General features: G+C 66.8%; 27 protein-coding genes and 1 tRNA gene. 19 read left to right on the top strand and 9 right to left on the bottom strand.

The features are described from left to right. The first annotated feature begins 4 nt into the window (after window positions 1-4). From crcB to H2037_RS08115, 3 genes are read left to right on the top strand one after another with little or no spacing between them, the layout of a single operon-like run. The gene (crcB, locus tag H2037_RS08105) at window positions 5-400 is read left to right on the top strand and encodes a fluoride efflux transporter CrcB (protein WP_292120116.1); all 396 of its coding nucleotides are present in this window, start codon (window positions 5-7) and stop codon (window positions 398-400) included. Beyond that, entirely contained in the window at window positions 397-1,434 is a 1,038-nt protein-coding gene (locus tag H2037_RS08110) for an RluA family pseudouridine synthase (RefSeq protein WP_292120119.1), read from the top strand. Before crcB ends, H2037_RS08110 begins: the two co-directional genes overlap by 4 nt. Then, window positions 1,431-2,201 (top strand): ATP12 family protein, encoded by a 771-nt coding sequence (locus H2037_RS08115; protein WP_292120122.1) that lies wholly within the window; start codon window positions 1,431-1,433, stop codon window positions 2,199-2,201. The genes H2037_RS08110 and H2037_RS08115 overlap by 4 nt, the downstream gene beginning before the upstream one ends. Here the strand turns inward: H2037_RS08115 and H2037_RS08120 are convergent. Further along, on the bottom strand, window positions 2,179-2,946 hold the full coding sequence (locus tag H2037_RS08120; protein ID WP_292120124.1) for a pseudouridine synthase: 768 nt from the start codon (window positions 2,944-2,946) through the stop codon (window positions 2,179-2,181). The two genes, H2037_RS08115 and H2037_RS08120, sit on opposite strands and share 23 nt — an antisense overlap. A 366-nt stretch (window positions 2,947-3,312) precedes the next feature. On the opposite strand from H2037_RS08120, the gene H2037_RS08125 reads away from it, so the two are divergent. Next, complete coding sequence (locus H2037_RS08125; RefSeq protein ID WP_292120127.1) at window positions 3,313-3,714, top strand: hypothetical protein; 402 nt, start codon at window positions 3,313-3,315, stop codon at window positions 3,712-3,714. On the opposite strand, the gene H2037_RS08130 is transcribed toward H2037_RS08125, so the two are convergent. Further along, window positions 3,715-4,347, bottom strand: a complete 633-nt coding sequence (locus tag H2037_RS08130; protein WP_292120129.1) for a DUF938 domain-containing protein — start codon at window positions 4,345-4,347, stop codon at window positions 3,715-3,717. Window positions 4,348-4,486: 139 nt separating this feature from the next. Here H2037_RS08130 and H2037_RS08135 point away from each other — a divergent pair, with 139 nt between their 5' ends. The 5 genes from H2037_RS08135 (at window position 4,487) to nusG (ending at window position 7,181) form a co-directional block, all read left to right on the top strand. Continuing rightward, window positions 4,487-4,621: a hypothetical protein gene (locus H2037_RS08135; RefSeq protein ID WP_292120131.1), complete on the top strand. Its 135-nt coding sequence runs from the start codon at window positions 4,487-4,489 to the stop codon at window positions 4,619-4,621. Between the two features lie 95 nt (window positions 4,622-4,716). Beyond that, window positions 4,717-6,051 carry a hemolysin family protein gene (locus H2037_RS08140; protein WP_292120133.1) on the top strand — a complete coding sequence of 445 codons (1,335 nt, stop codon included), beginning with the start codon at window positions 4,717-4,719 and terminating at the stop codon, window positions 6,049-6,051. Window positions 6,052-6,146: 95 nt separating this feature from the next. Further along, window positions 6,147-6,222: transfer RNA gene (locus H2037_RS08145), tRNA-Trp, on the top strand. 70 nt (window positions 6,223-6,292) lie between these two features. Beyond that, on the top strand, window positions 6,293-6,592 hold the full coding sequence (secE, locus tag H2037_RS08150) for a preprotein translocase subunit SecE (RefSeq protein ID WP_292120136.1): 300 nt from the start codon (window positions 6,293-6,295) through the stop codon (window positions 6,590-6,592). Window positions 6,593-6,605: 13 nt separating this feature from the next. Beyond that, window positions 6,606-7,181: a transcription termination/antitermination protein NusG gene (nusG, locus tag H2037_RS08155; RefSeq protein ID WP_292120137.1), complete on the top strand. Its 576-nt coding sequence runs from the start codon at window positions 6,606-6,608 to the stop codon at window positions 7,179-7,181. Window positions 7,182-7,260: 79 nt separating this feature from the next. Here the strand turns inward: nusG and H2037_RS08160 are convergent, their stop codons facing one another. Further along, on the bottom strand, window positions 7,261-7,731 hold the full coding sequence (locus H2037_RS08160; RefSeq protein WP_292120140.1) for a DUF1203 domain-containing protein: 471 nt from the start codon (window positions 7,729-7,731) through the stop codon (window positions 7,261-7,263). A gap of 200 nt (window positions 7,732-7,931) precedes the next feature. Between H2037_RS08160 and rplK the strand changes: the two genes are divergently transcribed. From rplK to H2037_RS08175, 3 genes are all read left to right on the top strand, one after another. Continuing rightward, window positions 7,932-8,363 carry a 50S ribosomal protein L11 gene (gene rplK, locus H2037_RS08165; RefSeq protein ID WP_008259841.1) on the top strand — a complete coding sequence of 144 codons (432 nt, stop codon included), beginning with the start codon at window positions 7,932-7,934 and terminating at the stop codon, window positions 8,361-8,363. A gap of 3 nt (window positions 8,364-8,366) precedes the next feature. Continuing rightward, the gene (rplA, locus tag H2037_RS08170) at window positions 8,367-9,056 is read left to right on the top strand and encodes a 50S ribosomal protein L1 (protein WP_292120143.1); all 690 of its coding nucleotides are present in this window, start codon (window positions 8,367-8,369) and stop codon (window positions 9,054-9,056) included. A 117-nt stretch (window positions 9,057-9,173) separates the two neighbouring features. Continuing rightward, the gene (locus tag H2037_RS08175) at window positions 9,174-9,713 is read left to right on the top strand and encodes a DUF2059 domain-containing protein (RefSeq protein ID WP_292120146.1); all 540 of its coding nucleotides are present in this window, start codon (window positions 9,174-9,176) and stop codon (window positions 9,711-9,713) included. A 46-nt stretch (window positions 9,714-9,759) separates the two neighbouring features. Here the strand turns inward: H2037_RS08175 and H2037_RS08180 are convergent, their stop codons facing one another. Then, window positions 9,760-10,368 (bottom strand): NAD(P)-dependent oxidoreductase, encoded by a 609-nt coding sequence (locus tag H2037_RS08180; protein ID WP_292120149.1) that lies wholly within the window; start codon window positions 10,366-10,368, stop codon window positions 9,760-9,762. Window positions 10,369-10,422: 54 nt separating this feature from the next. Between H2037_RS08180 and H2037_RS08185 the strand changes: the two genes are divergently transcribed. The 5 genes from H2037_RS08185 to rplL all read left to right on the top strand — a co-directional run bounded on the left by H2037_RS08185 (window position 10,423) and on the right by rplL (window position 13,818). Beyond that, on the top strand, window positions 10,423-10,839 hold the full coding sequence (locus H2037_RS08185) for a helix-turn-helix domain-containing protein (protein ID WP_292120152.1): 417 nt from the start codon (window positions 10,423-10,425) through the stop codon (window positions 10,837-10,839). Between the two features lie 69 nt (window positions 10,840-10,908). After that, window positions 10,909-11,994 (top strand): AI-2E family transporter, encoded by a 1,086-nt coding sequence (locus H2037_RS08190; protein ID WP_292120154.1) that lies wholly within the window; start codon window positions 10,909-10,911, stop codon window positions 11,992-11,994. 98 nt (window positions 11,995-12,092) lie between these two features. After that, window positions 12,093-12,554, top strand: a complete 462-nt coding sequence (locus tag H2037_RS08195; RefSeq protein ID WP_292120156.1) for an NUDIX hydrolase — start codon at window positions 12,093-12,095, stop codon at window positions 12,552-12,554. Between the two features lie 302 nt (window positions 12,555-12,856). Next, the gene (gene rplJ, locus H2037_RS08200) at window positions 12,857-13,372 is read left to right on the top strand and encodes a 50S ribosomal protein L10 (protein WP_292120159.1); all 516 of its coding nucleotides are present in this window, start codon (window positions 12,857-12,859) and stop codon (window positions 13,370-13,372) included. 62 nt (window positions 13,373-13,434) lie between these two features. Continuing rightward, complete coding sequence (gene rplL, locus H2037_RS08205; RefSeq protein WP_292120161.1) at window positions 13,435-13,818, top strand: 50S ribosomal protein L7/L12; 384 nt, start codon at window positions 13,435-13,437, stop codon at window positions 13,816-13,818. 112 nt (window positions 13,819-13,930) lie between these two features. Here rplL and H2037_RS08210 read toward each other — a convergent pair whose 3' ends face one another. Further along, on the bottom strand, window positions 13,931-14,842 hold the full coding sequence (locus tag H2037_RS08210; protein WP_292120163.1) for a PHB depolymerase family esterase: 912 nt from the start codon (window positions 14,840-14,842) through the stop codon (window positions 13,931-13,933). Window positions 14,843-14,967: 125 nt separating this feature from the next. Here H2037_RS08210 and H2037_RS08215 point away from each other — a divergent pair, with 125 nt between their 5' ends. Beyond that, a complete protein-coding gene (locus H2037_RS08215; RefSeq protein WP_292120166.1) occupies window positions 14,968-15,648 on the top strand; it encodes a type 1 glutamine amidotransferase domain-containing protein in 681 nt (226 codons plus the stop codon). Between the two features lie 267 nt (window positions 15,649-15,915). On the opposite strand, the gene H2037_RS08220 is transcribed toward H2037_RS08215, so the two are convergent. The 4 genes from H2037_RS08220 to H2037_RS08235 all read right to left on the bottom strand — a co-directional run bounded on the left by H2037_RS08220 (window position 15,916) and on the right by H2037_RS08235 (window position 21,413). Next, window positions 15,916-17,880, bottom strand: a complete 1,965-nt coding sequence (locus H2037_RS08220) for a peptidase M61 (protein ID WP_292120168.1) — start codon at window positions 17,878-17,880, stop codon at window positions 15,916-15,918. A gap of 232 nt (window positions 17,881-18,112) precedes the next feature. Further along, a complete protein-coding gene (locus H2037_RS08225; protein WP_292120170.1) occupies window positions 18,113-20,068 on the bottom strand; it encodes a peptidase M61 in 1,956 nt (651 codons plus the stop codon). Window positions 20,069-20,221: 153 nt separating this feature from the next. Beyond that, the gene (locus tag H2037_RS08230; protein ID WP_292120171.1) at window positions 20,222-20,707 is read right to left on the bottom strand and encodes a hypothetical protein; all 486 of its coding nucleotides are present in this window, start codon (window positions 20,705-20,707) and stop codon (window positions 20,222-20,224) included. A gap of 139 nt (window positions 20,708-20,846) precedes the next feature. After that, complete coding sequence (locus H2037_RS08235; protein ID WP_292120174.1) at window positions 20,847-21,413, bottom strand: FKBP-type peptidyl-prolyl cis-trans isomerase; 567 nt, start codon at window positions 21,411-21,413, stop codon at window positions 20,847-20,849. Between the two features lie 501 nt (window positions 21,414-21,914). Between H2037_RS08235 and rpoB the strand changes: the two genes are divergently transcribed. Then, window positions 21,915-26,030, top strand: a complete 4,116-nt coding sequence (gene rpoB / locus H2037_RS08240) for a DNA-directed RNA polymerase subunit beta (protein ID WP_292120176.1) — start codon at window positions 21,915-21,917, stop codon at window positions 26,028-26,030. Window positions 26,031-26,151: the final 121 nt, after the last annotated feature.

Raw genomic sequence — 26,151 nt, forward strand, 5'->3', positions numbered from 1 at the left:
GATCATGACACGGTTTCTTCTCGTCGCCGCCGGCGGAGCCCTGGGCTCCATGGCCCGGTTCGGCCTCGGCCTTCTGGCCGCCCGACTAGCGCCGAACGCCTCTTGGCCTTTGGGGACTTTCTCGGCCAACGGCCTGGGCGGTCTGGCCATGGGCTTGCTGGTCGGATGGCTGGCCTTCCGGGGCGGGGCGCATCAGGAATCCATTCGCCTGTTCGCGGCCGTAGGCCTGCTGGGCGGGTTCACCACCTTCTCCTCCTATTCGCTGGAGGCGGTGATGATGATCGAACGGCGCGACTATGCGCTCGCCGCGACCTATGTGGTCGGTTCGGTGGTCCTGGCCGTCGTCGCCCTTTTCATCGGCCTGGCCATCGCCCGCCGCGCCTTCGGAGCCCCCCTTTGACCGATCAGCCGTCCAGCCCCGACACTTCCGGCGATGCGCCCAAGCGTGAAGTCCTGACCATCTATGTGGCCGAGGACGAGGACGGCATCCGCCTGGACCGCTGGTTCCGCCGGCGTTGGCCGCATCTGTCGAACATCCAGGTGCAGAAGATGGCCCGCAGCGGCCAGATCCGCGTCGACGGCGCCCGGATCAAGCCCGAGGGCCGGCTGACCGCCGGCGCCGCCGTGCGCGTGCCGCCGATCCCCGAGGACACCTCGCGCCAGGCCGGGGACGTCCACACCCTGTCGGAACGCGACATCGCCTTCGCCAAGTCGTTGGTCCTGTACGAAGACGACATGGTCATCGCCATCAACAAACCGCACGGCCTGGCCGTCCAGGGCGGCACCAAGACCAGCCGTCACGTCGACCGTCTGCTGTCGGCCTGGGGCGAGGGGCTGGAGCGGCCGCGCCTGGTCCACCGGCTGGACCGCGACACCTCGGGCGTCCTGCTGCTGGGCAAAGGCCCCGAGGCGGCCAAGCGGCTGGCCGGCGCCTTCGCGCGACGTCAGGCCAAGAAGACCTATTGGGCCATCGTCATCGGCAATCCGAAACCCTATTCGGGCCAGATCGACATGCCGCTGAAGAAGACCGGCATCAACGACTTCGAGATGATGCGCCCGGCCGAGCGCAAGGATCCGAAGGCCGAGCCGGCCGAGACGGCCTTCAGCACCGTTTCGCGCGCCTCGCACCGGGCCGCCTGGATGGCTCTGCGGCCCTTCACCGGCCGGACCCACCAGCTGCGCGCCCATATGGCCGGGATCGGGCATCCGATCCTGGGCGATCCCAAATACGGCGACGAGAAATCCAAGGAACTGTCTGGCCCGCTGAAGCTCCAGCTCCACGCCCGCAGCATCGAACTGGATCACCCGCGCGGCGGCGTGCTGAAGGTCACCGCCCCCCTGAGCCCCGAAATGAAAGCCGGCTTCGCCCACTTCGGCTTCTCCGAGGACGAGGCCGAGGACGATCCCTTCCTGGGCGTGAAGAGGATAAGATGAGCCATATTCCCCCGCTCGATCCCATGGTCGCCGCCCGCAAGGGATTTCGTGAGACCGAGGAGACGGTGCGCCGCTTCTGGAAGGACGTCTCGGTCGGTTCGCATGCCGACGGCGGCTGGGCCGTGCTGCTGGACGGCCGCACGCCCAAGACGCCGGCCAAGGCGCCTCTGGTCCTGCCGACCGAGGCCGCTGCACAGCTGGTCGCCGACGAATGGGCGGCGCAGGGCGAGGTGGTCGAGCCCGCGACCATGCCGGCGACGCGCCTGGCCTCGACCGCCATCGACCGGATCGGCCAGGCGCGCGAGCCGGTGGCCGACGAGATCGCCGCCTATGCCGGGTCGGACGTGGTTTGTTATCTGGCCGAACATCCGACGCCTCTGGTCGAGCGACAGCACGCCGAATGGGGGCCGTGGCGCGACTGGGCCGCGCGCGAGATGGGCGTAGCGCTGGAGTCCGTCGCCGGGATCGTCCACCGACCGCAGTCGGCTGAGGCGATCGCGCGGGTCAGGGCCCACGCCCTGTCGCTGGACGACTTCCGCCTGACCGGCCTCGCCACCGCCGTACCCCTGCTGGGATCGGCGGTCCTGGCCCTGGCGGTGGAGCAGGGGACGCTGTCGGGCGAGGCGGCCTTCGACCTGTCGCGGATCGACGAAGCCTTCCAGGAAGACCAGTGGGGCGTGGACGCCGAGGCCGCCGAACGCACCGCCGCCCGTCGGGCCGAGGCGGTCCTGCTGGACCAGTGGTTCAGGACGCTGACGCCGCGATAAGGGCCGCGCGCTCTTCGGCTGTCAGGTGCCGCCAGCGGCCCTCGGGCAGGTCGCCGATCTCTAGCGGGCCGATGCGGATGCGGTACAGGTCCACGACCTCCAGCCCGACCAGTTCGCACATGCGGCGGATCTGGCGATACTTGCCCTCGGTCAGGATGAAACGCAGGCGTTGCGGTTCGATCTGGGTGACGCGCGCGGGCTTCAGCGGCTTATCGTTCAGCACCAGGCCGTGGCGCAGCCGGCTGAGCTTGCCCTCGGTGATCACGCCCTCGACGACGACCAGATACTCTTTGTCCAGCTCGGACGCCGGGCCGATCACCGCCTTGGCCACCACGCCGTCGGACGACAGCAGCAGCAGGCCACGCGAATCCTCGTCCAGCCGACCGATGGGGGGCAGGGAGGCGTCGCGCGCCGGGGTCTCGCCCTCGCCGATCCGGTTGGGCGTCTTCAACAGGCGCACGGCGGGAATCTTGCCCGGATCGGGCTGGCCGGAGACGAAGCCGACCGGCTTGTGCAGCACCAGGGTCATGCCCGTGGCCAGGGCCGCCTGGGCCGTGTCGTTCAGGGTCAGCGTCTGACCTTGCTCGATCTTGCGGCCGGCGTCGCTGATGGTCTCGCCATCGATCGACACCAGCCCTTGGGCGATCAGGGTGTCGGCCTCGCGCCGCGAACATACGCCGGTCTGGCCCAGCCATTTGTTAACGCGAACCGGTTCGTCGCCGTCATAGGTGCGGGTGAAGGCCATGGGAATCCGTCGCTCAGTCGATGCCGCTGTCTAGGGCCGGGCAGGCGGGCGAGCAAGCGAGCCGAAGCCGCAAGGATCACCGGGGTCGACGCTCTCGGCCGCCAAGGTTGATCCAGCCGGGATTTTCACTATATCTGCGGCCATTCCACAAACGATCCAGAGTGCGGGACGGCGCGAGTCGGACCCGTTGATTTTTATTTTTCTGATCGTTCGTGTCGCTGGTTCGGCGGCGCCTGTCGCCGGATCTGGATCATTATTGAAACCCTCGAAGGAGACGTCTTGTACGCTCAACGCAAATCTTCCGCTGGCCCCCGTCGCACTGGTTACAACCGTCCCGTCCCCACCCGGCTGCGCATGGGGCTGGTGATGCGACGTGATATGGAATTCGGCGAACTGGGCGACGTCGAAGGGGCGCTGCGGGCTGAAGGCGTGGGCCTGGCGCCGATCTCGACCGGCGACGCCAGCCTGATGGCCGGCGGCGTGACCGTCCTGGCCACGGCGACAGCGACCGACATCGTCGAAGGCCGGCTGAAGGGCCTGGTCGTGCCGGGCGGTTCGCAGGACGAGACGGCGCTGGCCGCCGTGCGGTCGCTGATCGATCTGGCGCGCGCCCAGGCCTTGCCGGTGATCGCCTTCGCCGACGGCGTGGCGGTGGCGGCGGCCAGCTTCGGCGTCGAGGCCGAAGGCCAGGCCGCCCTGTTCAAGGACGGCAAGGCCGTTCTGCTGGACGACCGGGCCGCCCTGTCGGCCGCCGTGGCCGCCCTCTGATCAGGCGCGTCTGAACAGAAGCGTCAGATTGTTCGCCGGCATCTGGACCCGACGCGTAGCCGCAAGGCCATGCGACCGGGCCAGGGCCTCGATAGTCTCGCGCTCGCGCAGACCCCAGGCCGGGTTCCGCGCCTTGAGGCTTTCGTCGAAGGCGGCGTTCGACGCCGCCAGCGGGATCTCCGCCTCGCGATAGGGGCCGTAGAAGACCAGAAGACCGCCGGGGCGTCGCAGGACGCGGCCGGCCAGATCCATCAGCCCCTCGGTCGCCGACCAGGGGCTGATGTGCGTCATGTTCGCACAATAGACGACGTCGAAGGGTCCGTCGGGCCAAGTCGCGGGATCGCTCGCGTCCAGAGCCAGAGCGGGCCGCAGATTCGCCGGGCCGTCGCGTCGCCAGGCCGCGATGCTGTCGCGGGCTTCCGGGCTGGGATCGCTGGGGATCCATTCCAGATCGGGCAAGCCCGCGGCGAAGGCCAGGGCGTGCTCGCCCGAACCTGCGGCGATCTCCAGCACCCGGCCCCGCGCCGGAAGATGCGCCTTCAGGACAACGAGAATCGCCGCGGCGTTGCGTTGCGCCGCCGGTGACGACAGGGCGCCCTCGGGCAGGGCGGCGATGGGATCCAAGGTTTGCACCCGCCCTTGATACCTGTCCTGACGGGACGAGGGGAGGGTGGCCGATCCCGTTTTTTCGCCTCCAGGGGGCAGGGGGTTGAACGTGAGGTTAAGTCATCGTTTAAGTCGGGCATCGACGTTAAGCGATTGGTAACCAAAGATGCGGCGCGCGCTTCGTATAGGCCTGTTCATCGGCACCGTTCTGGGCATGAGCGCCTGCGCCTCGTCCTACGACGCCGACGGCCGCCCCGTTTCGGGCGCCTATGGCTCCGTCGAAGCGGGCCGGGCGGGCTGATTTTCAAGGAAATCGTGGCGTAAGCCGCGATCATCGCCTAGTATCCCCGCGCGGACGCCGGATGTCGCGCCGCGTCGGTCCCCTAAACCCCCTAGATGTTACTCATCGCTATTGTCGTCGTTCTGCTCCTGGTGGTGCTCAACGGCTTGTTCGCCATGACTGAATTGGCGGTCGTCTCCTCACGGAGGTCCAAACTCCAGAGCCGGGCGGAGAAGGGGGACCGCGGCGCGCGCAAGGCGCTGAAACTGTCCGAAGAACCGACGCAGTTCCTGTCGGCGGTCCAGGTCGGCATAACCCTGATCGGGATTCTGGCGGGCGCCTATGGCCAGGCGACCATCGCGGGAGAGCTGGATCGGATCCTGGAAGCGGCGTTTCCGGCCGTACGGGCCTATACCGAAATCTTTTCGACGGCCCTGGTGGTCGTCTGCATCACCTATGTGTCGTTGATCGTCGGCGAACTGGTGCCCAAGCGGCTGGCGCTGATCTTCCCCGAGACCATCGCCTCCAAGATGGCCCAGCCGATCTCCAGCATGGCGCTGGTGATGAAGCCTTTCGTGCTGCTGCTCACGGCCTCGACCTCGGGCATTCTGAAACTGCTGGGCGTCAAGGATCGCGACGGGTCGGACGTCACCCAGGAGGAAGTGGCCACCATACTGGCGGAGGGCACTTCGGCCGGCCTGATCGAACCGGAAGAACAGGTGATGATCGAGGAGATCCTGCGCCTGGGCGACCGTCCGGTGCGTGTGGCCATGACGCCGCGCCATGAGGTCTTCTGGATCGCTCTGGACGACACCGAGGCGGTCCTGAACGACGAGATCCGCACCTGCCCCTATTCGCGCATCGTCGTCGCCCGCGAGAGCGACGTCGATAATCCGCTGGGCGTGGTGCACAAGAAGGACCTGCTGGACGCCCTGCTGACCGACGGCAAGTTCGATATCGAAGCCCTGGTCGCCGAGCCGGCCTTCATCCCGCAGTCGACCTCGGTGCTGAAGGCGCTGGAGATCCTGAAGGGGTCGCGCATCCACATGGCCTTCATCGTCGACGAATACGGCGCCTTTGAAGGCGTGGTCACGGCGACCGATATCCTGGAGATGATCGCCGGCGACTTCGACGAGGGTCACGACGAGGAACAGGCCTGGGTCCATCAGCGCGCCGACGGCAGCTGGCTGGTCGACGGTCAGACCGACCTGGACGACCTAGCCGACACCCTGGGCGAGGACTTCGGCGAGCACGACGGCTTCCATACCGTCGCCGGTCTGATCCTGCACCAGCTGTCGCGCGTGCCGGACGAGGGCGAGGTGCTGCAGGTCGGTCGGTTCGAGGTCGAGGTCGTCGACATGGACGACCGCCGAATCGACAAGCTGATCTTCAAGGAAGTGGTGAAGGCCCAGGAAGAGCGGGACGCCGTCGCGGCGCATCTTGAAGACTAGGTGGAAGTGTCACATCGCCCTTGAAATAGCGGGCGACGTCGGGCATACGCCCCCCTCTGGCGAACGCGCGGACCCAAGGGTCGGCGCGATTGTCTAGGAGTTTAGCTCAGCTGGTAGAGCACCGGTCTCCAAAACCGGGGGTCGTGGGTTCGAGTCCCCCAACTCCTGCCAATCCCCCCTGTCGCTTCCGGATGGGATTCCCCATCTGGGGCGACAGGAACAATTGTGTGAAGAGCAACTGATGGCCAAGGCCAAATCTCCCGGCAAGCGGCCTCAGGCCGGCGCAAAGCCCCAGGCCGTCGCGGCCGGCGCCACCGTCACGGTCGATCCGACCGAGCCCAAGAAGCCCCGCACCAGCCCGGCCCAGTTCTTCAGCCAGGTTCGCGCCGAGTCCCGCAAGATCGTGTGGCCCAGCCGCAAGGAGACCTGGATCACCTCGGTGATGGTCTTCATCATGGTGGTCATCGCCGCGATCTTCTTCTGGGTGGTCGATTCCCTTCTGGGTATCGCCTTCCGCTACATCATCGCTCTCGGATCCTGAGAAAGACGCGCCCATGACCGATGCAGCGCCGGCAAAGCCCGCAAATCCGCGCCACAAGTGGTATATCGTCAACGCCTACTCGAACTTCGAGAAGAAGGTGGCCGAGCAGCTGCGCGACCAGGCTAAGCAGCAGGGCCTGGAAGACGCCTTCTCCGAGATCCTGGTTCCGACCGAGGACGTCGTCGAGATCCGTCGCGGCCGCAAGGTGAACTCCGAGCGCAAATTCTTCCCGGGCTACGTCCTGGTGAAGATGGAAATGACCGACCAGGCCTATCACCTGGTTAAGAACACGCCGAAGGTCACCGGCTTCCTGGGCGCCGCCGGCGGCACCAAGCCCCTGCCGGTCTCCGAGCGTGAAGTTCAGAACATCATCGGCCAGGTGGAAGAAGGCGTCGAACGTCCGAAGCCCACCATCCGCTTCGACATCGGCGAGAAGGTCAAGGTCATCGACGGCCCCTTCGCCAGCTTCGACGGTTCGGTCGAGAGCGTGGACGAGGAACAGGCCCGCCTGCGCGTCGCCGTCTCGATCTTCGGCCGCGCCACACCGGTCGAGCTGGAATACGCCCAGGTGGAGAAGGTCACGGACTGATCCGTCGATCCCGGTCTCCCGCGATAATACAAGGCCGCCCCGCTTCGAGCGGGGCGGCCTTTTGCATTCCGGATTGAGGTTAGGCCCGAACGGCCGCCGCCAGATAGCAGCCACGGCGTGCGGTGTGGATGTGGATCACCGCCGCTTCCGGACGGGCGAACCAGGCCCGCAGCCGAGCGTCAAGCTCGGCGCCCTCGACCACCTCGGCGTCAGTCATTAACCAGTCGGCGTCATAGAGCCGGACCGACAGCAGACGGCGGGTCAGCTGGTCCGGCAATTCGCCGGGTTCGGGATGCGCCTCGACCGCCGCCTCGCGCACGAATACGGGGCCGTCGGCCCGGTAGGGGCTGGCCGGCGCGTCCAGGTGACGGAAGTTGGTCAGCACCAGACGCTCGCCCGGCTCAGCGTCGGTCAGGCTGACGCGACACGGGGCGCTTCGGGGGGGCTCCGCGACCATGCGGCGCGCACCGACCGCGTGAAGGGCCTCCTCGGTTAGATCGAACAACGATTGGAACGAAGCCAGCGGCAGGGGTTGGATACAATAGGTCATTGGACAGCCTTCTGTGATGCCGCCGGGTACCGCGCCCACCTCCCGCCGTCTGGCGGTTTCCGGTCCTGGTTGCCTTCCCTTTGCCTGTCCGCTATACGCGCGCCTCCCGCATTGCGGGACAAATCCGTGGGAGGCAGCCATGCCGCACCACGGCTCACCGGCCCTGCGTTCATTCGTCGGGTCATTCATAGGAGAGACCAATGGCCAAGAAGATTCTCGGCTATATCAAGCTGCAAGTGCCGGCCGGTTCGGCCACGCCTTCGCCCCCGATCGGCCCGGCTCTGGGTCAACGCGGCGTGAACATCATGGGCTTCTGCAAGGAGTTCAACGCGCGGACCGAGAAGGAAGCCAAGGGCACCCCGCTTCCGACCGTCATCACCGTCTATCAGGACAAGTCGTTCACCTTCATCACCAAGACGCCGCCGGCGACCTGGTACCTGAAGCAGGCCACGGGCCTGAAGTCGGGTTCGAAGCTGGTCGGCCGTGAAGTCGCCGGCAAGATCACGCAGGCGCAACTGCGCGAGATCGCCGAAAAGAAGATGAAGGATCTGAACGCCAACGACCTCGACGCGGCGGCCAAGATCATCGAAGGCTCCGCCCGCGCGATGGGCCTCGAAGTGGTGGAGGGCTAAACCATGGCCAAGCAAACCAAGGCTCAAAAGGCCCGCACCGGCGACACCCAGGCCCTGATGGCCTATGCTGACGCCATCAAGCTGGTGAAGGACAACGCCAAGTCGAAGTTCGACGAGTCGATCGAGATCGCCGTCAACCTGGGCGTCGATCCGCGTCACGCCGACCAACAGGTCCGTGGCGTCGTCAACCTGCCGTCGGGCACCGGCCGTGACGTCCGCGTCGCCGTCTTCGCCAAGGACGCCAAGGCCGCCGAAGCCACCGCAGCCGGCGCCGAACACGTGGGCGCCGAAGATCTGTACGAAAAGATCGCCGGCGGCTTCATGGAGTTCGACCGCGTGATCGCATCGCCGGACATGATGGCCCTGGTCGGCCGTCTGGGTAAGGTGCTGGGCCCGCGCGGCCTGATGCCGAACCCGAAGGTCGGCACCGTGACCCCGAACGTGGCCCAGGCCGTCAAGGACGCCAAGGGCGGCGCCGTCGAGTTCCGCGTCGAGAAGGCGGGCATCGTCCACGCCGGCATCGGCAAGGTCTCGTTCACGCAGGACGCCCTGGAAGCCAACGTCAAGGCCATCGTGGACGCCCTGGTGCGTTCCAAGCCGTCGGGCGCCAAGGGCACCTATGTGAAGCGCATCAGCCTGTCCTCGACGATGGGCCCGGGCTTCAAGGTCGACCCGGCCTCGCTGGGCGCCTAAGCCGTCCAGGTCGAAAGACAATCGGTACCGAAGAACGGCGGGGAGCGATCCCCGCCGTTTTTTCTTGTCTGGACCCCGGCCGCCCGGCAGGGTGTCGGTTCCAACTGGGGGTTTAGGATGAGACACGTCTTTGGTGGGCTGATGCTGGCCCTGACCTTGTTCCTCGCGCCCGCCGCCCTGGCCGAGGCGCGCGACGACGGCCCGGAACGGCTGGCTCTGGCCAACAAGTTCATCTCCCTGATGCAGGGCGAGGAACTCGGCGCCGCACTGGGACAGATGACGGCGATGATGTTGCCGGCCGAGCTGGAGGGCATGTCGGAAGAGGAGGCGGCCGAGTTCCGCGAGGTCATGGGAGAAATGACGGCTCGGATGATGCCGCGCATGTTCGCCGCCATGGCGCCGATCTACGCCGACACCTTCACCCTGGAAGAGCTTCAGGGGCTGGTGGATTTCTACCAGAGCGACATCGGCCGCTCCATGGTGACCAAGAGCTACCAGGCCGCGCCGCGTCTGGCCGAGGCGATCCAGGCGATCATGCCCGAGATCATGGCCGACATGGGCAATGTGCTTTGTGATCGGTTCGAATGCACGGCCGAACAGCGCCGTGAGATGAAGGCGGCCATGGCCCAGGCGACGCGCGCGCGATCGGGCCAGTGATCCTCAGATGGCGGCGGCGGGAATCGGCCCGCCGCCTGGCCGGTTCTCAGTAGGCGGCCGTGAACCGGGCGCGAGGGTGATCGTGCGCCTCCAGCTCGTCCACCATGGCGATGGCGTAGTCGGCGAAGCTGATCCGGCTCTCGCCTTTTTCGTCGACGATCAGTTGGTCGGTCCCGGTGCGGTAGTGTCCCAGGCGCGGGCCTTCCTCGAGGAGGGCGGCGGGCGAGAAGAAGGTCCAGTCGATATCGGTCTCGAGGCGCAGGGCGTCGAGGAAGTCGATCCCACCCTGGGCGAAGGCTTTCCATTCCTGAGGGAAGTCGGGCGTGTCGATCAGGCGGACGCCGGGCGCCACTTCCAGACTGGCCGCTCCGCCCGTCACCAGCAGGCGAGGGACGTCGGCGATCTTGAGCGCGGTCAGCAGGGTCTGGGCGGGCACGTCGAAATGCAGGGCGCTGACGACGACATCGACGCCCTTGATCAGGTCGGCCAGGGCGTCGGCGTTCGAGGCGTCGCCGGCGACCGGGGCGACACCAGAAGCGACGGGAATGGCCTCGGGCTTGCGGGCGATGGCGACGACGGCGTGACCGCGCGCGGCCAGTTCCTTAGTGATTTCCGAGCCGGCGCGGCCGCTGGCGCCGAGGACTGCGACTTTCATGGATGATCTCCTATAGGTTTCCAATAGTGACCAGGTGCGCTAGGGATATCGACCATGCAAGACGGCACCTTTTCCCCACCTGGTCACCCGCTGGAAACCTGGACGCGCGGCGATGTCTTCTCGGCCGCCTGTCCGACGCGCCAGTTGCTGGACCGGATCGCCGACAAATGGAGCACCCTGATCCTGATCGTGCTCGGTGACGGCCCGCTTCGGTTCAACGCCCTGAAGAACCGGATCGACGGCGTGTCGCAGAAGATGCTGAGCCAGACGCTGAAGTCCCTGGAGCGCGACGGACTGGTGTCCCGCTCGGTCGTGCCGACCGTGCCGGTATCGGTGACCTATGCGATCACGCCCCTGGGGCGGACGCTGATGGCGGCCATGCAGCCCATGGTCGACTGGGCCGAGACGCGGATGGGCGAGGTCGAGGCGGCCCAGGCGGGTTACGACCGACGATCATCGGACCCCTACTAAGTCTTTTCCGCCATCCGGCGAACGGCGCCATCGGGATCGCGTTGTCATCGTGACCTTAAGGGGAGCGAGATGTTCGGTTCGGGAAGATCTGTGGACGAAGGCCAGGCGAAGGACGGGGGAGGCGATCCCTGGAAGGGACGGCTGGCGTTCGGCGCCGTCATTCTGGTGGCGGCCTATTTCGCCGTTCAGTTGATCGTGAGTCTGCATACGCTGTGGCTGCTGATCTTCGGAGCCATTCTGTCGGCGGTGGTGTTGCGGGCCCTGGCCGATCCCATAGTCCGCTGGTTCAAGCTGCCCGACGTGCTGGCGGTCTTCCTGTCCCTGCTGATCGTGGTGGCGGTGCTGGGCGGGATACTGACCCTGTTCGGAACCCAGATCACGGAACAGATCGTGGCCCTGGTCGCCGTCCTGCCGCAGGGGTGGGAGCGGGTTCGGTCGTGGATCGAGGCCCAACCCTATGCGGCCCAACTGCTGAACCAGCTTCAGAGCCTGACAGGGCAAACCGGGCAGGCGCTGCAAATGGCCCAGAAATTCGCCCTGGGTTTCGCCTCGGGGGCCACCACCCTGGTCCTGGTCGTGGTCGCCGGGGTGTTTCTGGCCATCGAGCCCGGCAAGTCGCGTGAGGGCCTGCTGTCCCTGGCGCCGATCGATCGCCGGCCGCGTCTGCGGGAGGTGCTGAACAGTTGCGGTCGGGCGCTGAAGGGCTGGCTGAAGGCGCAACTGTTCTCGATGGTGCTGGTCGGAGCCCTGACCGGCGTGGGCCTGGCCCTGATCGGAGTTCCCTCGGCCGTGGGTCTGGGCCTGCTGACCGGGCTGGGGCAGTTCGTGCCCATCGTCGGGCCGATCGTCTCCACCGTGCCGGCAGTGCTGGTGGCGGCTACACAGGGGTGGGAGACGGCCCTGATGACCCTGGCCCTCTATGTCTTCGTGTCCCAGCTGGAAGCCAATTTCATCACGCCGATGGTGCAGAAGAACGTCGCCAATCTTCCGGTCGTGCTGGGCATCTTCGCGGTGGTGGGAATCGGCGCCCTGTTCGGGCCGCTTGGGATAGTGTTCGCCACGCCTCTGGCCCTGGTGCTGCATACGATCGTGACCATGCTCTATCGTCAGGACGTGCTGGGGGACGCCGACGCCAAGGCGCCGGGCCAACCTTGACGCCGGTCGGGCGGTTCAGCCGCTTGACGGCGCGCGCGCGATGCCGTTTGGGAGGGCGCGCGGTCGTGGGGGCCGTCTTGGCGCAACGGGACTGACGGATGGGCACCGGAACCAAACGCACAGCGCGATCCGAGACGCGTCAGGTGGCCGCCCTGCCGTGGCGGATCGACGACGGCGAGCACCGTATCCTGATGATAACCTCGCGCGAGACGCGACGCTGGGTCATCCCCAAGGGCGGCCGGATGATCGGAAAGACCGACCCCGAGGCCGCCGTGCAGGAGGCGCTGGAGGAGGCGGGGGTGAAGGGCGAGATCGACGATCAGGCGATCGGCGTCTTTCGCTACGCCAAGACCCTGAAGGACGGCGGGCTGCGTCGCTGCGTAGTCTCGGTCTATTCGCTCCAGGTCCTGATCCAGCTGGGTCACTGGCCCGAGGCCCATCAGCGCGAGCGGCGCTGGATGACCCCGGCCGAGGCCGCGGACCTGGTGCACGAGCCCGATCTGGCCGCCCTTATCCGCGAATTCGCCGCCGGCCTGCCTAGCGAGGAACTGCCGGCTTGATTTCCGGCGGCGGCGGCTGTAAGAGCGCCGCTTCCCGTCGAAGGTTCGCCCTTTGACGGTCCTGTCCGAGAACTTCGGGGCGTGGGGGTCACCCAGGCCGTAACTGTCAGAGAGCCCTCTGACGCCGTGGGGAGATGGGGACGCGACCTTGCCGCTGTCAGCCCGCATTCCGGGACGGACGCCGTCAGACGCATCCTTCGGACAATACGACCGGCCTGAACGCTGTGCAGCGATGCGCGGCGCTTTGGTCAATCCGTCGTCGGGAATAAGCCCGGCGGCGAATGCCAAGACTGGAGACCGCAATGGACCGCGCTCAAAAAGCCGAGTCGATCGAAACGCTCAAGGGCGTATTCGCCGACGCCGGCTCCGTGGTCGTGACCCACAACCTGGGTCTGACCGTTGCGGAAATGGAAGACCTGCGTGGCCGCCTTCGCAAAGAAGGCGCCGCGTTCAAGGTGGTCAAGAACCGCCTGGCGCTGAAGGCGCTCGAAGCCCAAGACGGCAGCGACTACCACGGCCTGTTCAAGGGTCCCGTGGGCATCGCCTATGCCGAGAACCCCGGTACGGCCGCCAAGGTCGCCACCGAGTTCGCTAAGACCAATGATCGTTTCAAGATCGTCGGCGGCTTCATGGGCGAAACCGTCGTCGACGTGAAGGGCGTGGAAGTTCTTTCCAAGCTCCCGACCCTCGACGAAGTCCGCAGCCAACTCATCGGCCTGCTCAATGCGCCCGCGACCAAGATCGCCGGCGTGCTGCAAGCACCCGCCGGTCAGCTGGCTCGCGTGTTCAACGCCTACGCCACCAAGGAAGCCGCGTAAGCGGCCCCGCCTTTCATCTCTGCATCACTCTCTAAAACCAATCCTCCGAAGGAAAACTGACAATGGCTGACCTCGCCAAGATCGTCGAAGACCTGTCCGCTCTGACCGTTCTCGAAGCTGCTGAACTGTCGAAGCTGCTTGAAGAAAAGTGGGGCGTCAGCGCCGCTGCTCCCGTCGCCATGGCCATGCCGGCCGGTGGTGGCGCCGCTCCGGCTGAAGCCGCCGAAGAGCAAACCGAGTTCACCGTCGTCCTGCTGGACGGTGGCGACAAGAAGATCAACGTGATCAAGGAAGTCCGTGGCGTGCGTTCGGACCTGGGTCTGAAGGAAGCCAAGGACCTGGTCGAAGGCGCTCCGCAGAACGTCGTCGAGAACGTCTCCAAGCAAAACGCCGACGAAGTCGCCAAGAAGCTGACGGAAGCCGGCGCCAAGGTCCAGATCAAGTAAGATCTGACTTTCGGCATTTGCTGAATATCGGAAAGGCCCGGCGGGAAACCGCCGGGCCTTTTCTTTTTGGGCCTGCCGCGCTTCGCGCTACTTGAGGCCGATGGTGCTGGCGTCAGGTCTGCGGCCTCGATCGTGCGGCGAAGAAGGTCCACATGGCTTCGTTGTCGGCGACCCAGCTGTGGCCGCCGTCGCGGGTGATGCGACCGATGACATCCGCGCCGTCGCGGCAGTCCGTGTAGCCTTCCTCATAGACCTGGGCGGCGATCCAGACGGTCGGCCGAAGGCCGGCGCAGCCGTTCAACTGGGCCCAGCGCTGCTCGGCCGCGTGCATCGTGTAGCTCCAGTAGGGGGCGCCGCCGCCCTGGATCGGATTGGTCGTATCGGCGTCGCCGGCGAAGGCGATGACCGGCATGGGGAGTGACGGCCTGCAGGTGGCGGGATCGGGCCTGTCCGCCGCATCCTTGCGCGGGTTGCCGGCGCGAAGCCCGACGACGGGGGCGATGGCGGCGAAGCGGTCGGCGGCGACGCAGCCCAGCCAGGACGTCATCCGGCCGCCGCCTGACAGGCCTGTGGCGTAGACCTGGCCTTCATCGACGCAGCCCTGGGCCGCGAGTTCGTCGATCACCTCGACCAGGAAGGCGACGTCGTCGGCGTCGTCGGGGCCGGGGATCTTGCCGGCGGTGGTCGGCACGCCCGGCACGTTCCAGACGAAGCCCCGCTCGACCGGAATGCCGGCGTCGGGGGCGACGACGATGAAGCCGTGGCGGTCGGCGGTCTGGGCCAGTCCCGAGGCGGCCAGAATCCCGGCGCCGGTTCCGCCGCTGCCGTGCAGGACGAAAACCAGGGGCGCGGGCAGGGACGCGTCGAAACCGCGCGGGACATGGATCTGGACCGTGCGGCGGCTGTGGCCCATGGCTACGGTCCGGGTCGCGCCCGGTTCGGCGAGGGTGCAGGCCGCCTGGGCGACCTGACTGAATCCCAGAAGGCCGATCCCGACCGCCAAAGCCCCGATCCAACGTCTCATGCCGCGCGTCTCCCTGTGGTTTGGGACAGGGTGGGGGGATTTCGTCGGGAGCGCCAGAGAGGAAGCGTGGGCTTGGCGGGATCGGTCCGGCTTCCCATCTGTTAAGCCTGAAAAGGAGCCTCCAGATGAAGATATTGATCGTGCTGACGTCCCATGACGAACTCGGGGATACGGGCAGGAAGACGGGCTTCTGGCTGGAGGAGTTCGCGGCGCCCTATTACGCGCTGAACGACGCCGGGGCCGAGATAGTGCTGGCCTCGCCCAAGGGCGGTCAGCCGCCGCTGGATCCCAAGAGCGACGATCCCGACGCCCAGACCGACGACACCCGTCGCTTCAAGGATGATCCCGAAGCCCAGGCCGCCCTGGCCTCGACCGTTCTCCTGTCGTCGGTGAAGGCGGATGATTTCGACGCCGTCTTCTATCCGGGCGGACACGGCCCGCTGTGGGACCTGGCCAATGACGCCGACTCCATCGCCCTGATCGAGGCCTTCGCCAAGGCGGACAAGCCGACCGGCTTCGTCTGCCATGCGCCGGGGGTGCTGCGGTCCGTCAACGCCGCCAACGGCCAGCCGCTGGTGCACGGCCGCAAGGTGACGGGCTTCACCAACAGCGAGGAAGAGGCCGTGGGCCTGACCGCCGTGGTGCCCTTCCTGGTCGAGAATGTCCTGAGCGCCAACGGCGGCGACTATTCGAACGGGCCGGACTGGGGGTCGTATGTGGTGGTCGACGGCAAGCTGGTGACGGGCCAGAATCCGGCGTCGTCGCGCGAGGCGGCGGCGGCGCTGCTGGAACTGATCGAGGGGTAGGCGGGCGGTGGTGACGTGGTGAAGAGCCCCTCCGTCACGGCGCTGAAGGAGCGCCGCGCCACCTCCCCGCGGAGCGGGGAGGAGACAGGGTGCGCGGTTCCTGTCTCCTCCCCATTTATGGGGAGGTGGCTCGGAGCGGAGCGGAGAGACGGAGGGGTTCTGGACGGCGCACGGGCGGTGGTGATGGGTTGAAGAACCCCTCCGTCACGGCGCGAAGGCGCGCCGCGCCACCTCCCCGCCGAGCGGGGAGGAGACCGTGCGTCGGCCTCAGCGCCGACGCGGCGCGAGGATGTCGGATAGACGGTCGGGGGTTCCCTGGATGCGTTCCAGGCGCGGGTAGCGCAGGCCGTCGCGGTAGTCGAAGGCGACGGTGCGGAAGCGGTCGCCGGACTTGATCAGCAGTTCCAGAGGCGATCCGTCCTTGGCGGCGGTCACGGCGTCGCGCAGGGCCTCCGCCGAGCCGGCCTTGCCGTTGACGGCTGTCAGGCTCCAGCCGGCGCCGATTCCCTGTTCGAAGGCGGGGCCGCCCCAGCGGACATTGGCGATCTTGTCGCCGCTGAGGGTGAAGCCCAGCGAATACTGGAAGTCGTTGGCCCAGCCGGTGCTGACGGCCTTTTCGGCGTCCGAGGGCTTGTCCGTATAGGTCAGGCGCCAACCGCCGCGCTCGAGCCCCGCCAGGGGCGCGCGGGCGTCGGGGCCGACGGCGTCCAGACGCTCGCGCAGGAAGTCGGCCCAGTCGTGCGGATGGACGGCGTTCAGGGCCGCCGCCACCTGATCGAAGGTGTAGCCCTGGGGCGTCCAAGAGCAGTCGTCGTGGCCGAAGAAGGCCTTGGCGAAGTCGTCGAGCGACTTGCGGCCGTCGGTCTCGGCCCGGATCAGGGTGTCGGCGTCCAGCCAGATCAGCAGGCTCTCACGGTAGTAGTCGCCCGTGCCCCGCATCCACGAGGGGAACTGACCGGGCACGCGGTAGCCGAGCAGATTGTGGTTGTTCGTGTCCTGAAGCGCGCGCCACTGACGGCCGGGCTGGTTATCGTAGAAGGCCGCGACATTGGCCAGGGTGGCCAGGGCCACTTCCTTGGAATGCAGGCCGGCGCGGGCGGCCAGGACGTCGCCCCAGTATTCGGTCTGGCCCTCATAGACCCACAGCAGGGTGTTTTGGGTGGGTACGTTGTGGTTGGCGGTCAGTTCGTCGGCGGGCCGCATGAACTTGCCGTTCCAGGAGTGGGCGTATTCGTGGGGCAGCAGGCCCCGGTCGCCGGCGCTCTTGGACCAATCGGTGAAGAACTCGGGCTTGCCGGTGTTCTCCGAGCTGCGGTGATGCTCAAGCCCGATGCCGCCCATCTGGTCGGTCAGGGCGAACAGGAACTCGTAGTTGTCGAAGTGGCGGGCGCCGAACAGGCGGTCGGCCTGGAGCACCATGTTCTCATAGAGCTTCAGCTGGTCGTCGGTGGCGGCGAGACCCTTCTCCTCGTCGGCCAGGAGGTTCAGGTGCACACGGTCGCCGACGGGGTCGATGTCGATACGGCGATAGTGGGCGCCGGCGAAGATCGGGCTGTCGATCAGGGTGTAGAGGTCGGTCGTCTCGAACGCGGCCACGTCGCCGTCGCGCGCCTCGGTCGTCAGGGCCGTGCCGTATTTCCAGCCGGCGGGCAGGACGATGGACGGAGCGACCTGGATCTGGCGGCTGTAGTAGCCGGCGGGATAGAGGATGGCCTTCTCCCACTGCAGATTGACCATGTCCTGGGTCATCAGGACGCGCCAGTTCGAGCTGTCCGGCTGGGTCAGCTGCTGGAACTGGACCTCGATCTCGGTCACGCCGGCCGGGATGTCGAGGTGGAAGGCGTAGGGGTCGAGGGTGTCGCGCAGCCATTCCAGGCGCTGGCCGTTCGCGGTGACGGTGACGCCGGACAGCAGCTGGATCGGGCCGGTGGCGGCGTGGTTGCCCGGCAGATATTTCGGATAGAGCAGGGTCAGCGGGCCGGGGCCGGCGACCGGGATGGTCTGGCGGACGCGGATGATGCGGCGGTCGAGGTCGGTGATGTCGGCGCGGTACTGGATGACGCCGGGGTAGGGCCGGTCCTGGGGCGCGGGGATGGCCGGCTGGGCGCGGGGCAGGGCCAGGGCCGCGTCGCGGGCATCGACCACCACGGGGGTGGAGGTCTGGGCCATGGCCGGGGCGGCGGCGGCGGTCAGCAGGACGAGGCAGGCGGCGGTCAGGCGGGTACGCGGCATCGATACATCCGAACTTGAGGGCAGGGACGCACCGTCGAGGGCGGGGGGCGCGGCGTCAAGGTCTCGTCCGGTGATGCGGCGAAGAGCCCCTCCGTCACGGCGCGAAGGGGCGCCGCGCCACCTCCCCGCGGAGCGGGGAGGAGACAGGGTGGGTGCGGGTTGGTTGTCTCCTCCCCATGAAATGGGGAGGTGGCTCGGAGCGAAGCGGAGAGACGGAGGGGCTCTGCCGGCGTCAGCGGCGGCGGGGCGTCAGGATGTCGCCGAGACGGTCGGGGGTTCCCGCGATGCGTTCGAGGCGCGGGTAGCGCAGGCCGTCGTGGTAGTCGAGGACGACGGTTCGGAACTGGTCGCCGTCCTTGACGATCAGGGTGACGGGGATGGCCGGGTCCTTGGCGGCGGTGACGGCCTCGGCCAGGCGGTCGGGGGCGGCGGCGCGGCCGGAGACGGCGACGATCTCCATGCCCGAGGCCAGGCCGGCCTTGAAGGCGGGGCTGCCCCACTGGATGCTGCGAATCCTGTTTCCCTCGCCGGTCTGGAGCCCCAGCGAATAGGTGAAGTCGTTGCGCTTCAGCTCGCCGTACAGGGTCTTCTGATAGGCGGTGGGGGTCTCGCCATAGGTCAGGCGCCAGCCGCCGCGCGTCAGGCCGTCCAGCGGCGCACGGGCGTCGGGACCGTCGGCGTCCAGGCGCGTTCGCAGGAAGGTCGCCCAGTCGTTCGCGACCACCCCGTTCAGGGCCGCGACCACGTCGTCGAACGTATAGGGGGCCGGGGCGTAGTCGCCGTCCTGAACGCCGTAGAAGGCCTTGGCGAAGTCGTCGAGCGACTTGCGGCCGTTGGTCTTCTCCCGGATCGTCGTATCGACGTCGAGCCAGATCAGCTGGCCCTCGGAATAATAGTCCTCGTCGCGCTGCCACGACAGCCAGGCCTTGGGTTGGCGCTGGCTGATGATCGGGTCGTTGGTGGTGTCCTGAAGGGCGCGCCACTGGCGGCCGACACGGGCGTCGAAGGTCGCGGCCGTCATGGCCAGGGACTCCATCGCCTGTTCCTTAGTCAACAGGCCCGAGCGGGCGGCGATCACCTGGCCGTAATACTGGGTCTGGCCCTCATAGACCCACAGCAGGCTGTTCTGCATCGGGCTGTTGAAGTTGGGCACATACTGGTCGGCGGGGCGGCGCCATTTTCCGTCCCAGGAGTGGTTCATCTCGTGGCTGAGCAGGTCGCGGTCGGCGAGGTGCGTGTCCCAACCGGTGAAGAAGGCCGGATCGACCGAGTTCTCGGAACTGCGGTGATGCTCCAGACCGATGCCGCCCAGCTTGTCGGTCATGGCGATCAGGAAGTCGTAATGGTCGAAGTGGCGCGCGCCGTACAGGCGGTCCATCTGGTCGACCAGATTGCGCAGGATCTGGATCTGGTCGTCCGTGGCCTCCAGGCTCTTGGCCTCGTCGGCGACGATATTGGCGCGGACCGGCGAACGGCCGCCGGGGTTCAGGTCGATCTGGCGATAGTGGAGGCCGGCGAAGACCGGGCTGTCGACCAGGACTTCCAGATTGACGGGCTTGAAGGTCTGGACGTCGCCGGATTTGCTCTCGGGCTCCAGGGCCGTGCCGAAGTTCCAGCCGGCGGGGAAGGTGACGGTCGGCTGGACGGTGATGTTCCGCGACCAGTGGCCGGCGGGATAGAGCAGCATCTTCTCCCACTGGATGTTCAGCATCTCGGGCGTCATAGTCACCCGGCCCTGATTGTCGGCGGTCGGCGACAGGTGCTGCATGACGATCTTCAGCTCGGTCGCGCCGGCCGGGACGGTCAGGTGGTAGGCGAAGGGGGACAGGGTGTCGCGCACCCATTCCACCCTTTGGCCGTCTGCGCTGATCTCGATCCCCGCCAGCTGGGTGATCGGACCGACCGGGCCGTGATTGCCCGGCAGCCATTCGGGGAAGAAGAGGGTCATCGGACCCGACTGGGCGACCGGGATCGTCTCTGTGATGGCGAAGATGTGCTGGGTCAGGTTGGTCGCGTCGATGTCCAGCCGGATCACGCCGGGATAGGCGACGTCGCGGACGGCGGGGATGGCCGGCTGGGGCGCGGGCAGGGCCGGGGGATAGGTCGAGGCGACCTGGGCCAGGGCCGCCGGGGCGGCGGAGACGAGCAGCAGGGCGAGGCCGGCGGCGCTCAGGCGGGATTGAATCATCGACACGAACTCTCAAGCCACGGGGAGAGCGCGACAGTCCGCCGCAGGGGCGAGGGCGTCAAGTCTGGGCGCTGTCGTCCGATGTCGGGGACGCCCAAATTGAACCTGCACACCTCGAAAACAGTGCAATATGCAAAAGAGTGCAATTTGGGATCAGTCCTCCTCCATGGGGCGAAGAGGCGGAATCCTGGGGATGAAATGGGCGGTTTCCGCCTTTTCCGCCCAGCGGGCATAGGCCTTCAGCAACGAACGGTCGCTGTCGACCATCTGGACCAGCTCACCGTGCAGCCGCGTCCATCCGCGCGCCTCGATCAGCTTGCCGTCGCGCATCGCTCGCGTGGCGTTGGACCAGGCCAGGCGGGCCATGTCCGAGGAATTGCACGGCAGGCCAGCGTCCATGAAGGCCAGGTCCTCCTCGTCCAGAGGGACGAAGACTTCGCCGTGCGGCTGATCCGACAGGCGCCAGCCCTCGGTTCGGGCGCGCCAGCGGAAGGTCGAAACGCTGAGCCCATGGCGCTCGCACACTTCGGCGGCCGAGCCGCCGGCGAGATAGTCGGCGCGCGCGGCGGACCAGACGGCGGGGGATCGGCGCGTCCAGGGCGCCGGGGCGGAGACGGGGTCTGAGAGATCATCGGTCATGCCCGAGATCATGCGCGCGCCGCCAACCCAGGCTGGCTGGGAGACGAATCTTCAGACCAAGTCTCGGAAAGGGCAGAGGTTTGACTTCAGAATTGGGTGATCAAGCCCGGTCCAGTCCCCCTAATTCGCCCCTCTCCGATCAGCCCGCCGGCGTCACGTCCAGCAGTTCGACCGAGAAACGCAGGGTCGAGTTGGGCGGCAGTTCGTCGCCGCCGACCCAGCGCGAGCCGTAGCCGAGCGAGGCGGGGATGACGAACTCGTAGATCTCGCCGACGTGCATCAGGGCGACGCCCTCGGTCCAGCCCTTGATGACGCGGTTCAGCGGGAATTCGGCGGGCTGGTTGCGAGCGTAAGAGCTGTCGAACTCGCGCCCGTCGATGAAGGTGCCGCGGTAGTGGACCTTGACCGTATCGGTCGCCGAGGGCTGGGCGCCCTTGGGGTGGGCCTTGCCGACGCGGCGGTATTGCAGGCCGCTGGCGGTGGTGGTCCAGCCGCGACGGGCGCCGTTCCAGGCGAGATAGGCGGTGTTGCCGGCGTCCCAGGCCTGTTGCGGGGACAGGGGCGTGTGGCCCTCGACCTGGCCCTCGACCTGGGCGGCGGCGCGGGCGGCGGCCGAGGCGGTCTCGGCGTAGGTGACGGGCTCGCCGCGCGTGGCGCAGGCGGCGAGGGACAGGGCGGCGAGGGCGGCGAGGGCGATGCGAGTCATATGGCGACGCTAGAACAGGGCGGGGAGGGCGGCAACGGGATTGGGGAGGATTGGTGATGCGGTGGAGAGCCCCTCCGTCACGGCGCTGAAGAAGCGCCGCGCCACCTCCCCGCAGAGCGGGGAGGAGACAGGTGTGCGGTTGCTGTCTCCTCCCCATTTATGGGGAGGTGGCTCGAAGCGGAGCGGAGAGACGGAGGGGTTCTGGACGGCGGAAAAAGGTTCCGCGGGGGGCTTTATTTCGCCGTCGAAGCGAGTATATATCCGCTTTCCGCAACACTCCTAAAGAGTCTGCGCGCAAGCGCCGAGGCCCGGTCCGTCGCCCTCCGACCGGAGCGAAGGCGCGGCTCCTTCCCCAGGGAGCCGGTATATTTCAGGCGTCCTGGCCCGGCGACGGGCCGAGGGTGGACGCCGAAAACCTGGCTGCGGACGCGGAGACGCGCGCCGTGGCCGCTGCATTTCACGCGCGATTTCCCCCGGATCGTGCGCCATGGGAAACACTGAATGACTGACGTCGCCCACGATCTCGCCATCAACGGTCAGGTCGCCACCGCCACTTCGTTCACCGGCAAGAAGCGTATCCGCAAATCCTTCGGGCGTATCCCCGAAGCGGTGGCGATGCCGAACCTGATCGAGGTTCAGCGCGCCTCCTACGAACAGTTCCTGCAGCGCGAGGTCCGTCCGGGCCAGCGCAAGGAGCAGGGCATCGAGGCGGTGTTCAAGTCGGTCTTCCCGATCAAGGACTTCAACGAGCGCGCCATCCTGGAATACGTCTCGTACGAGTTCGAGGATCCGAAGTACGACGTCGAGGAATGCATCCAGCGCGACATGACCTATGCCGCGCCGCTGAAGGTCAAGCTGCGGCTGATCGTCTTTGAGACCGACGAGGAAACGGGCGCCCGTTCGGTCAAGGACATCAAGGAGCAGGACGTCTATATGGGCGACATCCCGCTCATGACGGACAAAGGCACCTTCATCGTCAACGGCACTGAGCGGGTGATCGTGTCGCAGATGCACCGGTCGCCGGGCGTCTTCTTCGACCACGACAAGGGCAAGACCCACAGCTCGGGCAAGCTGCTGTTCGCCGCCCGCGTGATCCCGTACCGCGGCTCGTGGCTCGACTTCGAGTTCGACGCCAAGGACGTGGTCTATGTCCGCATCGACCGCCGCCGCAAGCTGCCGGCCACGACCTTCCTGATGGGTCTGGGCATGGACGGCGAAGAAATCCTGAAGACCTTCTACGAGACCGTGCCTTACGAAAAGCGCGGCGAGGGTTGGGTCACGCCGTATAAGGCCGAGCGCTGGCGCGGGGTGAAGCCCGAGTTCGATCTGGTCGACGCCGACACCGGCGAAGTGATCGCCCAGGCCGGTCAGAAGATCAGCGCCCGCGCCGCCAAGAAGCTGGGCGACACCACGACGTCGCTGTCGCTGGCCGCCGACGCCCTGGTCACCAAATATCTGGCCAATGACGCCGTCAACTTCGAGACCGGCGAGATCTTCGCCGAGGCCGGCGACGAGCTGGACGCCCCGACCATCGAAGTGCTGGAGCAAAACGGCTTCACCACCATCGAAGTGCTGGACATCGACCATGTCACGGTCGGCGCCTACATGCGCAACACCCTGCGGGTGGACAAGAACGACAACCGCGAGGACGCCCTGTTCGACGTCTATCGCGTGATGCGTCCGGGCGAGCCGCCGACCCCGGAAGCCGCCGAAGCCATGTTCAACTCGCTGTTCTTCGACAGCGAACGCTACGACCTGTCGGCCGTCGGCCGGGTCAAGATGAACATGCGCCTGGAGACCCCCGAGGTTTCCGACGAGATCCGCGTCCTGCGCAAGGACGACGTGCTGAAGGTGCTGCAGATCTTGGTCGGCCTGAAGGACGGCCGCGGCGAGATCGACGACATCGACAACCTGGGCAACCGCCGCGTCCGTTCGGTCGGCGAACTGCTGGAGAACCAGTACCGCGTCGGCCTGCTGCGGATGGAGCGCGCCATCAAGGAGCGCATGTCCTCGGTCGATATCGACACGGTCATGCCGCACGACCTGATCAACGCCAAGCCGGCCGCCGCCGCGGTGCGCGAGTTCTTCGGTTCGTCGCAGCTGTCGCAGTTCATGGACCAGACGAACCCGCTGTCGGAAATCACCCACAAGCGTCGCCTTTCGGCGCTTGGCCCGGGCGGTCTGACGCGGGAGCGCGCGGGCTTCGAAGTCCGCGACGTCCACCCGACCCACTACGGCCGCATCTGCCCGATCGAAACGCCGGAAGGCCCGAACATCGGCCTGATCAACTCGCTGGCCACCCACGCGCGCGTCAACAAGTACGGCTTCATCGAGAGCCCGTACCGTCGCGTGAAGGACGGCCAGGCCCAGGGCGAGGTGGTCTACATCTCGGCCATGGAAGAGTCGAAATACACGATCGCCCAGGCCAATATCGAACTGAAGGACGGCATGATCGTCGAGGACCTGGTCCCCGGCCGGATCAACGGTGAATCCCAGCTCCTGAACAAGGACGCCGTGGACATGATGGACGTGTCGCCGAAACAGGTCGTTTCGGTCGCCGCCGCCCTGATCCCCTTCCTGGAAAACGATGACGCCAACCGCGCACTGATGGGCGCGAACATGCAACGTCAGGCCGTGCCGCTGGTGCAGTCGGATGCGCCGCTGGTCGGCACCGGGATGGAAGCGGTCGTGGCCGTGGACTCCGGCGCCGTCGTGGTCGCCCGTCGTGAAGGCGTCGTCGAACAGATCGACGGCACCCGGATCGTCGTGCGCGCCACCGGCGACGTGGACGCCGCCCGTTCGGGCGTCGACATCTATCGTCTGTCTAAGTTCCAGCGTTCGAACCAGTCGACCTGCATCAACCAGCGCCCGATCGTGCGCGTGGGCGACGCGGTCAAGGCCGGCGACGTGATCGCCGACGGCCCGTCGACGGACCTGGGCGAACTGGCCCTGGGCCGCAACGCCCTCGTCGCCTTCATGCCCTGGAACGGCTACAACTTCGAAGACTCCATCCTGATCTCGGAGCGCATCGTGCGCGACGACGTCTTCACCTCCATCCACCTCGAGGAATTCGAAGTGATGGCGCGTGACACGAAGTTGGGCCCCGAAGAAATCACCCGCGACATCCCCAACGTCGGCGAGGAAGCCCTGCGCAACCTCGACGAAGCGGGCATCGTGGCCATCGGCGCCGAAGTCCAGCCGGGCGACATCCTGGTCGGCAAGGTGACGCCGAAGGGCGAAAGCCCGATGACCCCGGAAGAGAAGCTGCTGCGCGCCATCTTCGGCGAGAAGGCTTCGGACGTGCGCGACACCAGCCTGCGCCTGCCGCCCGGCGTCGCCGGCACGATCGTGGACGTTCGCGTCTTCAACCGTCACGGCGTCGACAAGGACGAGCGCGCCATGGCGATCGAACGCGCCGAGATCGAACGTCTGGGCAAGGACCGCGACGACGAGCTCAAGATCCTGGAGCGCAACGTCTATGGCCGCCTGAAGCCGCTGATCCTGGGCAAGAACGCCGTGTCGGGGCCCAAGGGCATCGGTCGCGGTGAACTGACCGAAGAGAAGCTGGCCGAGGTCAGCCGTGGTCTGTGGTGGCAGATCGCCCTGGACGACGAGAAGGCCATGGGCGAGCTGGAGGCGATGAAGCGCCAGTTCGAAGACGCTCGCAAGCAACTGGACCGTCGTTTCGAAGACAAGGTCGAGAAGCTGCAACGCGGCGACGAACTGCCCCCCGGCGTGATGAAGATGGTCAAGGTCTTCGTGGCCGTGAAGCGCAAGCTTCAGCCCGGCGACAAGATGGCCGGCCGTCACGGCAACAAGGGCGTCATCTCCAAGATCCTGCCGATCGAGGACATGCCGCACCTGGAAGACGGCACCCACGTCGACGTCGTTCTGAACCCGCTGGGCGTGCCGTCGCGCATGAACATCGGTCAGATCTTCGAAACCCACCTGGGTTGGGCCGCCGCCGGTCTGGGCAAGCAGATCTCCGGTCTACTGGAAGCCTGGCAGCAGGGCGGTCAGAAGCAGGCGCTGATCGATCGTCTGACCCATATCTACGGCCCGGAAACCCCGTTGCCGCAGGATGAGGAAGAACTGATCGAACTGGCGAAGAACCTGTCCAAGGGCGTGCCCTTCGCGACCCCGGTCTTCGACGGCGCGCACATCGGCGACATCGAACGCCTGCTGGAAGAGGCGGGGCTGAACAAGTCGGCCCAGTCGATCCTGTACGACGGCCAGACCGGCGAGCAGTTCAAGCGTCCGGTCACGGTCGGCTACATCTACATGCTGAAGCTGCACCACCTGGTCGACGACAAGATCCACGCCCGCTCCATCGGCCCGTACTCGCTGGTCACCCAGCAGCCGCTGGGCGGCAAAGCGCAGTTCGGCGGTCAGCGCTTCGGGGAAATGGAGGTCTGGGCTCTGGAAGCCTACGGCGCCGCCTACACCCTGCAGGAGATGCTGACGGTGAAGTCCGACGACGTGGCCGGCCGGACCAAGGTCTACGAGGCCATCGTCCGCGGCGACGACAGCTTCGAGGCCGGCATTCCCGAGAGCTTCAACGTGCTCATCAAGGAAATGCGTTCGCTGGGTCTGAACGTGGAGCTGGAGAACAGCTGAGGCGCGTAGCGCCTCAGAGTGGCGAGTAATGAGTGGCGAGTGGCGAGTGAAGAAATTCAGCGCCGTGATCCCCCTTCTTACTCGCCACTCACCACTCGCCACTCGCCACTAAGTTTTTCGC

Origin of the sequence: Brevundimonas sp., assembly GCF_013912065.1 — a bacterium.
In the GTDB taxonomy this organism is placed as follows: Bacteria; Pseudomonadota; Alphaproteobacteria; order Caulobacterales; family Caulobacteraceae; genus Brevundimonas.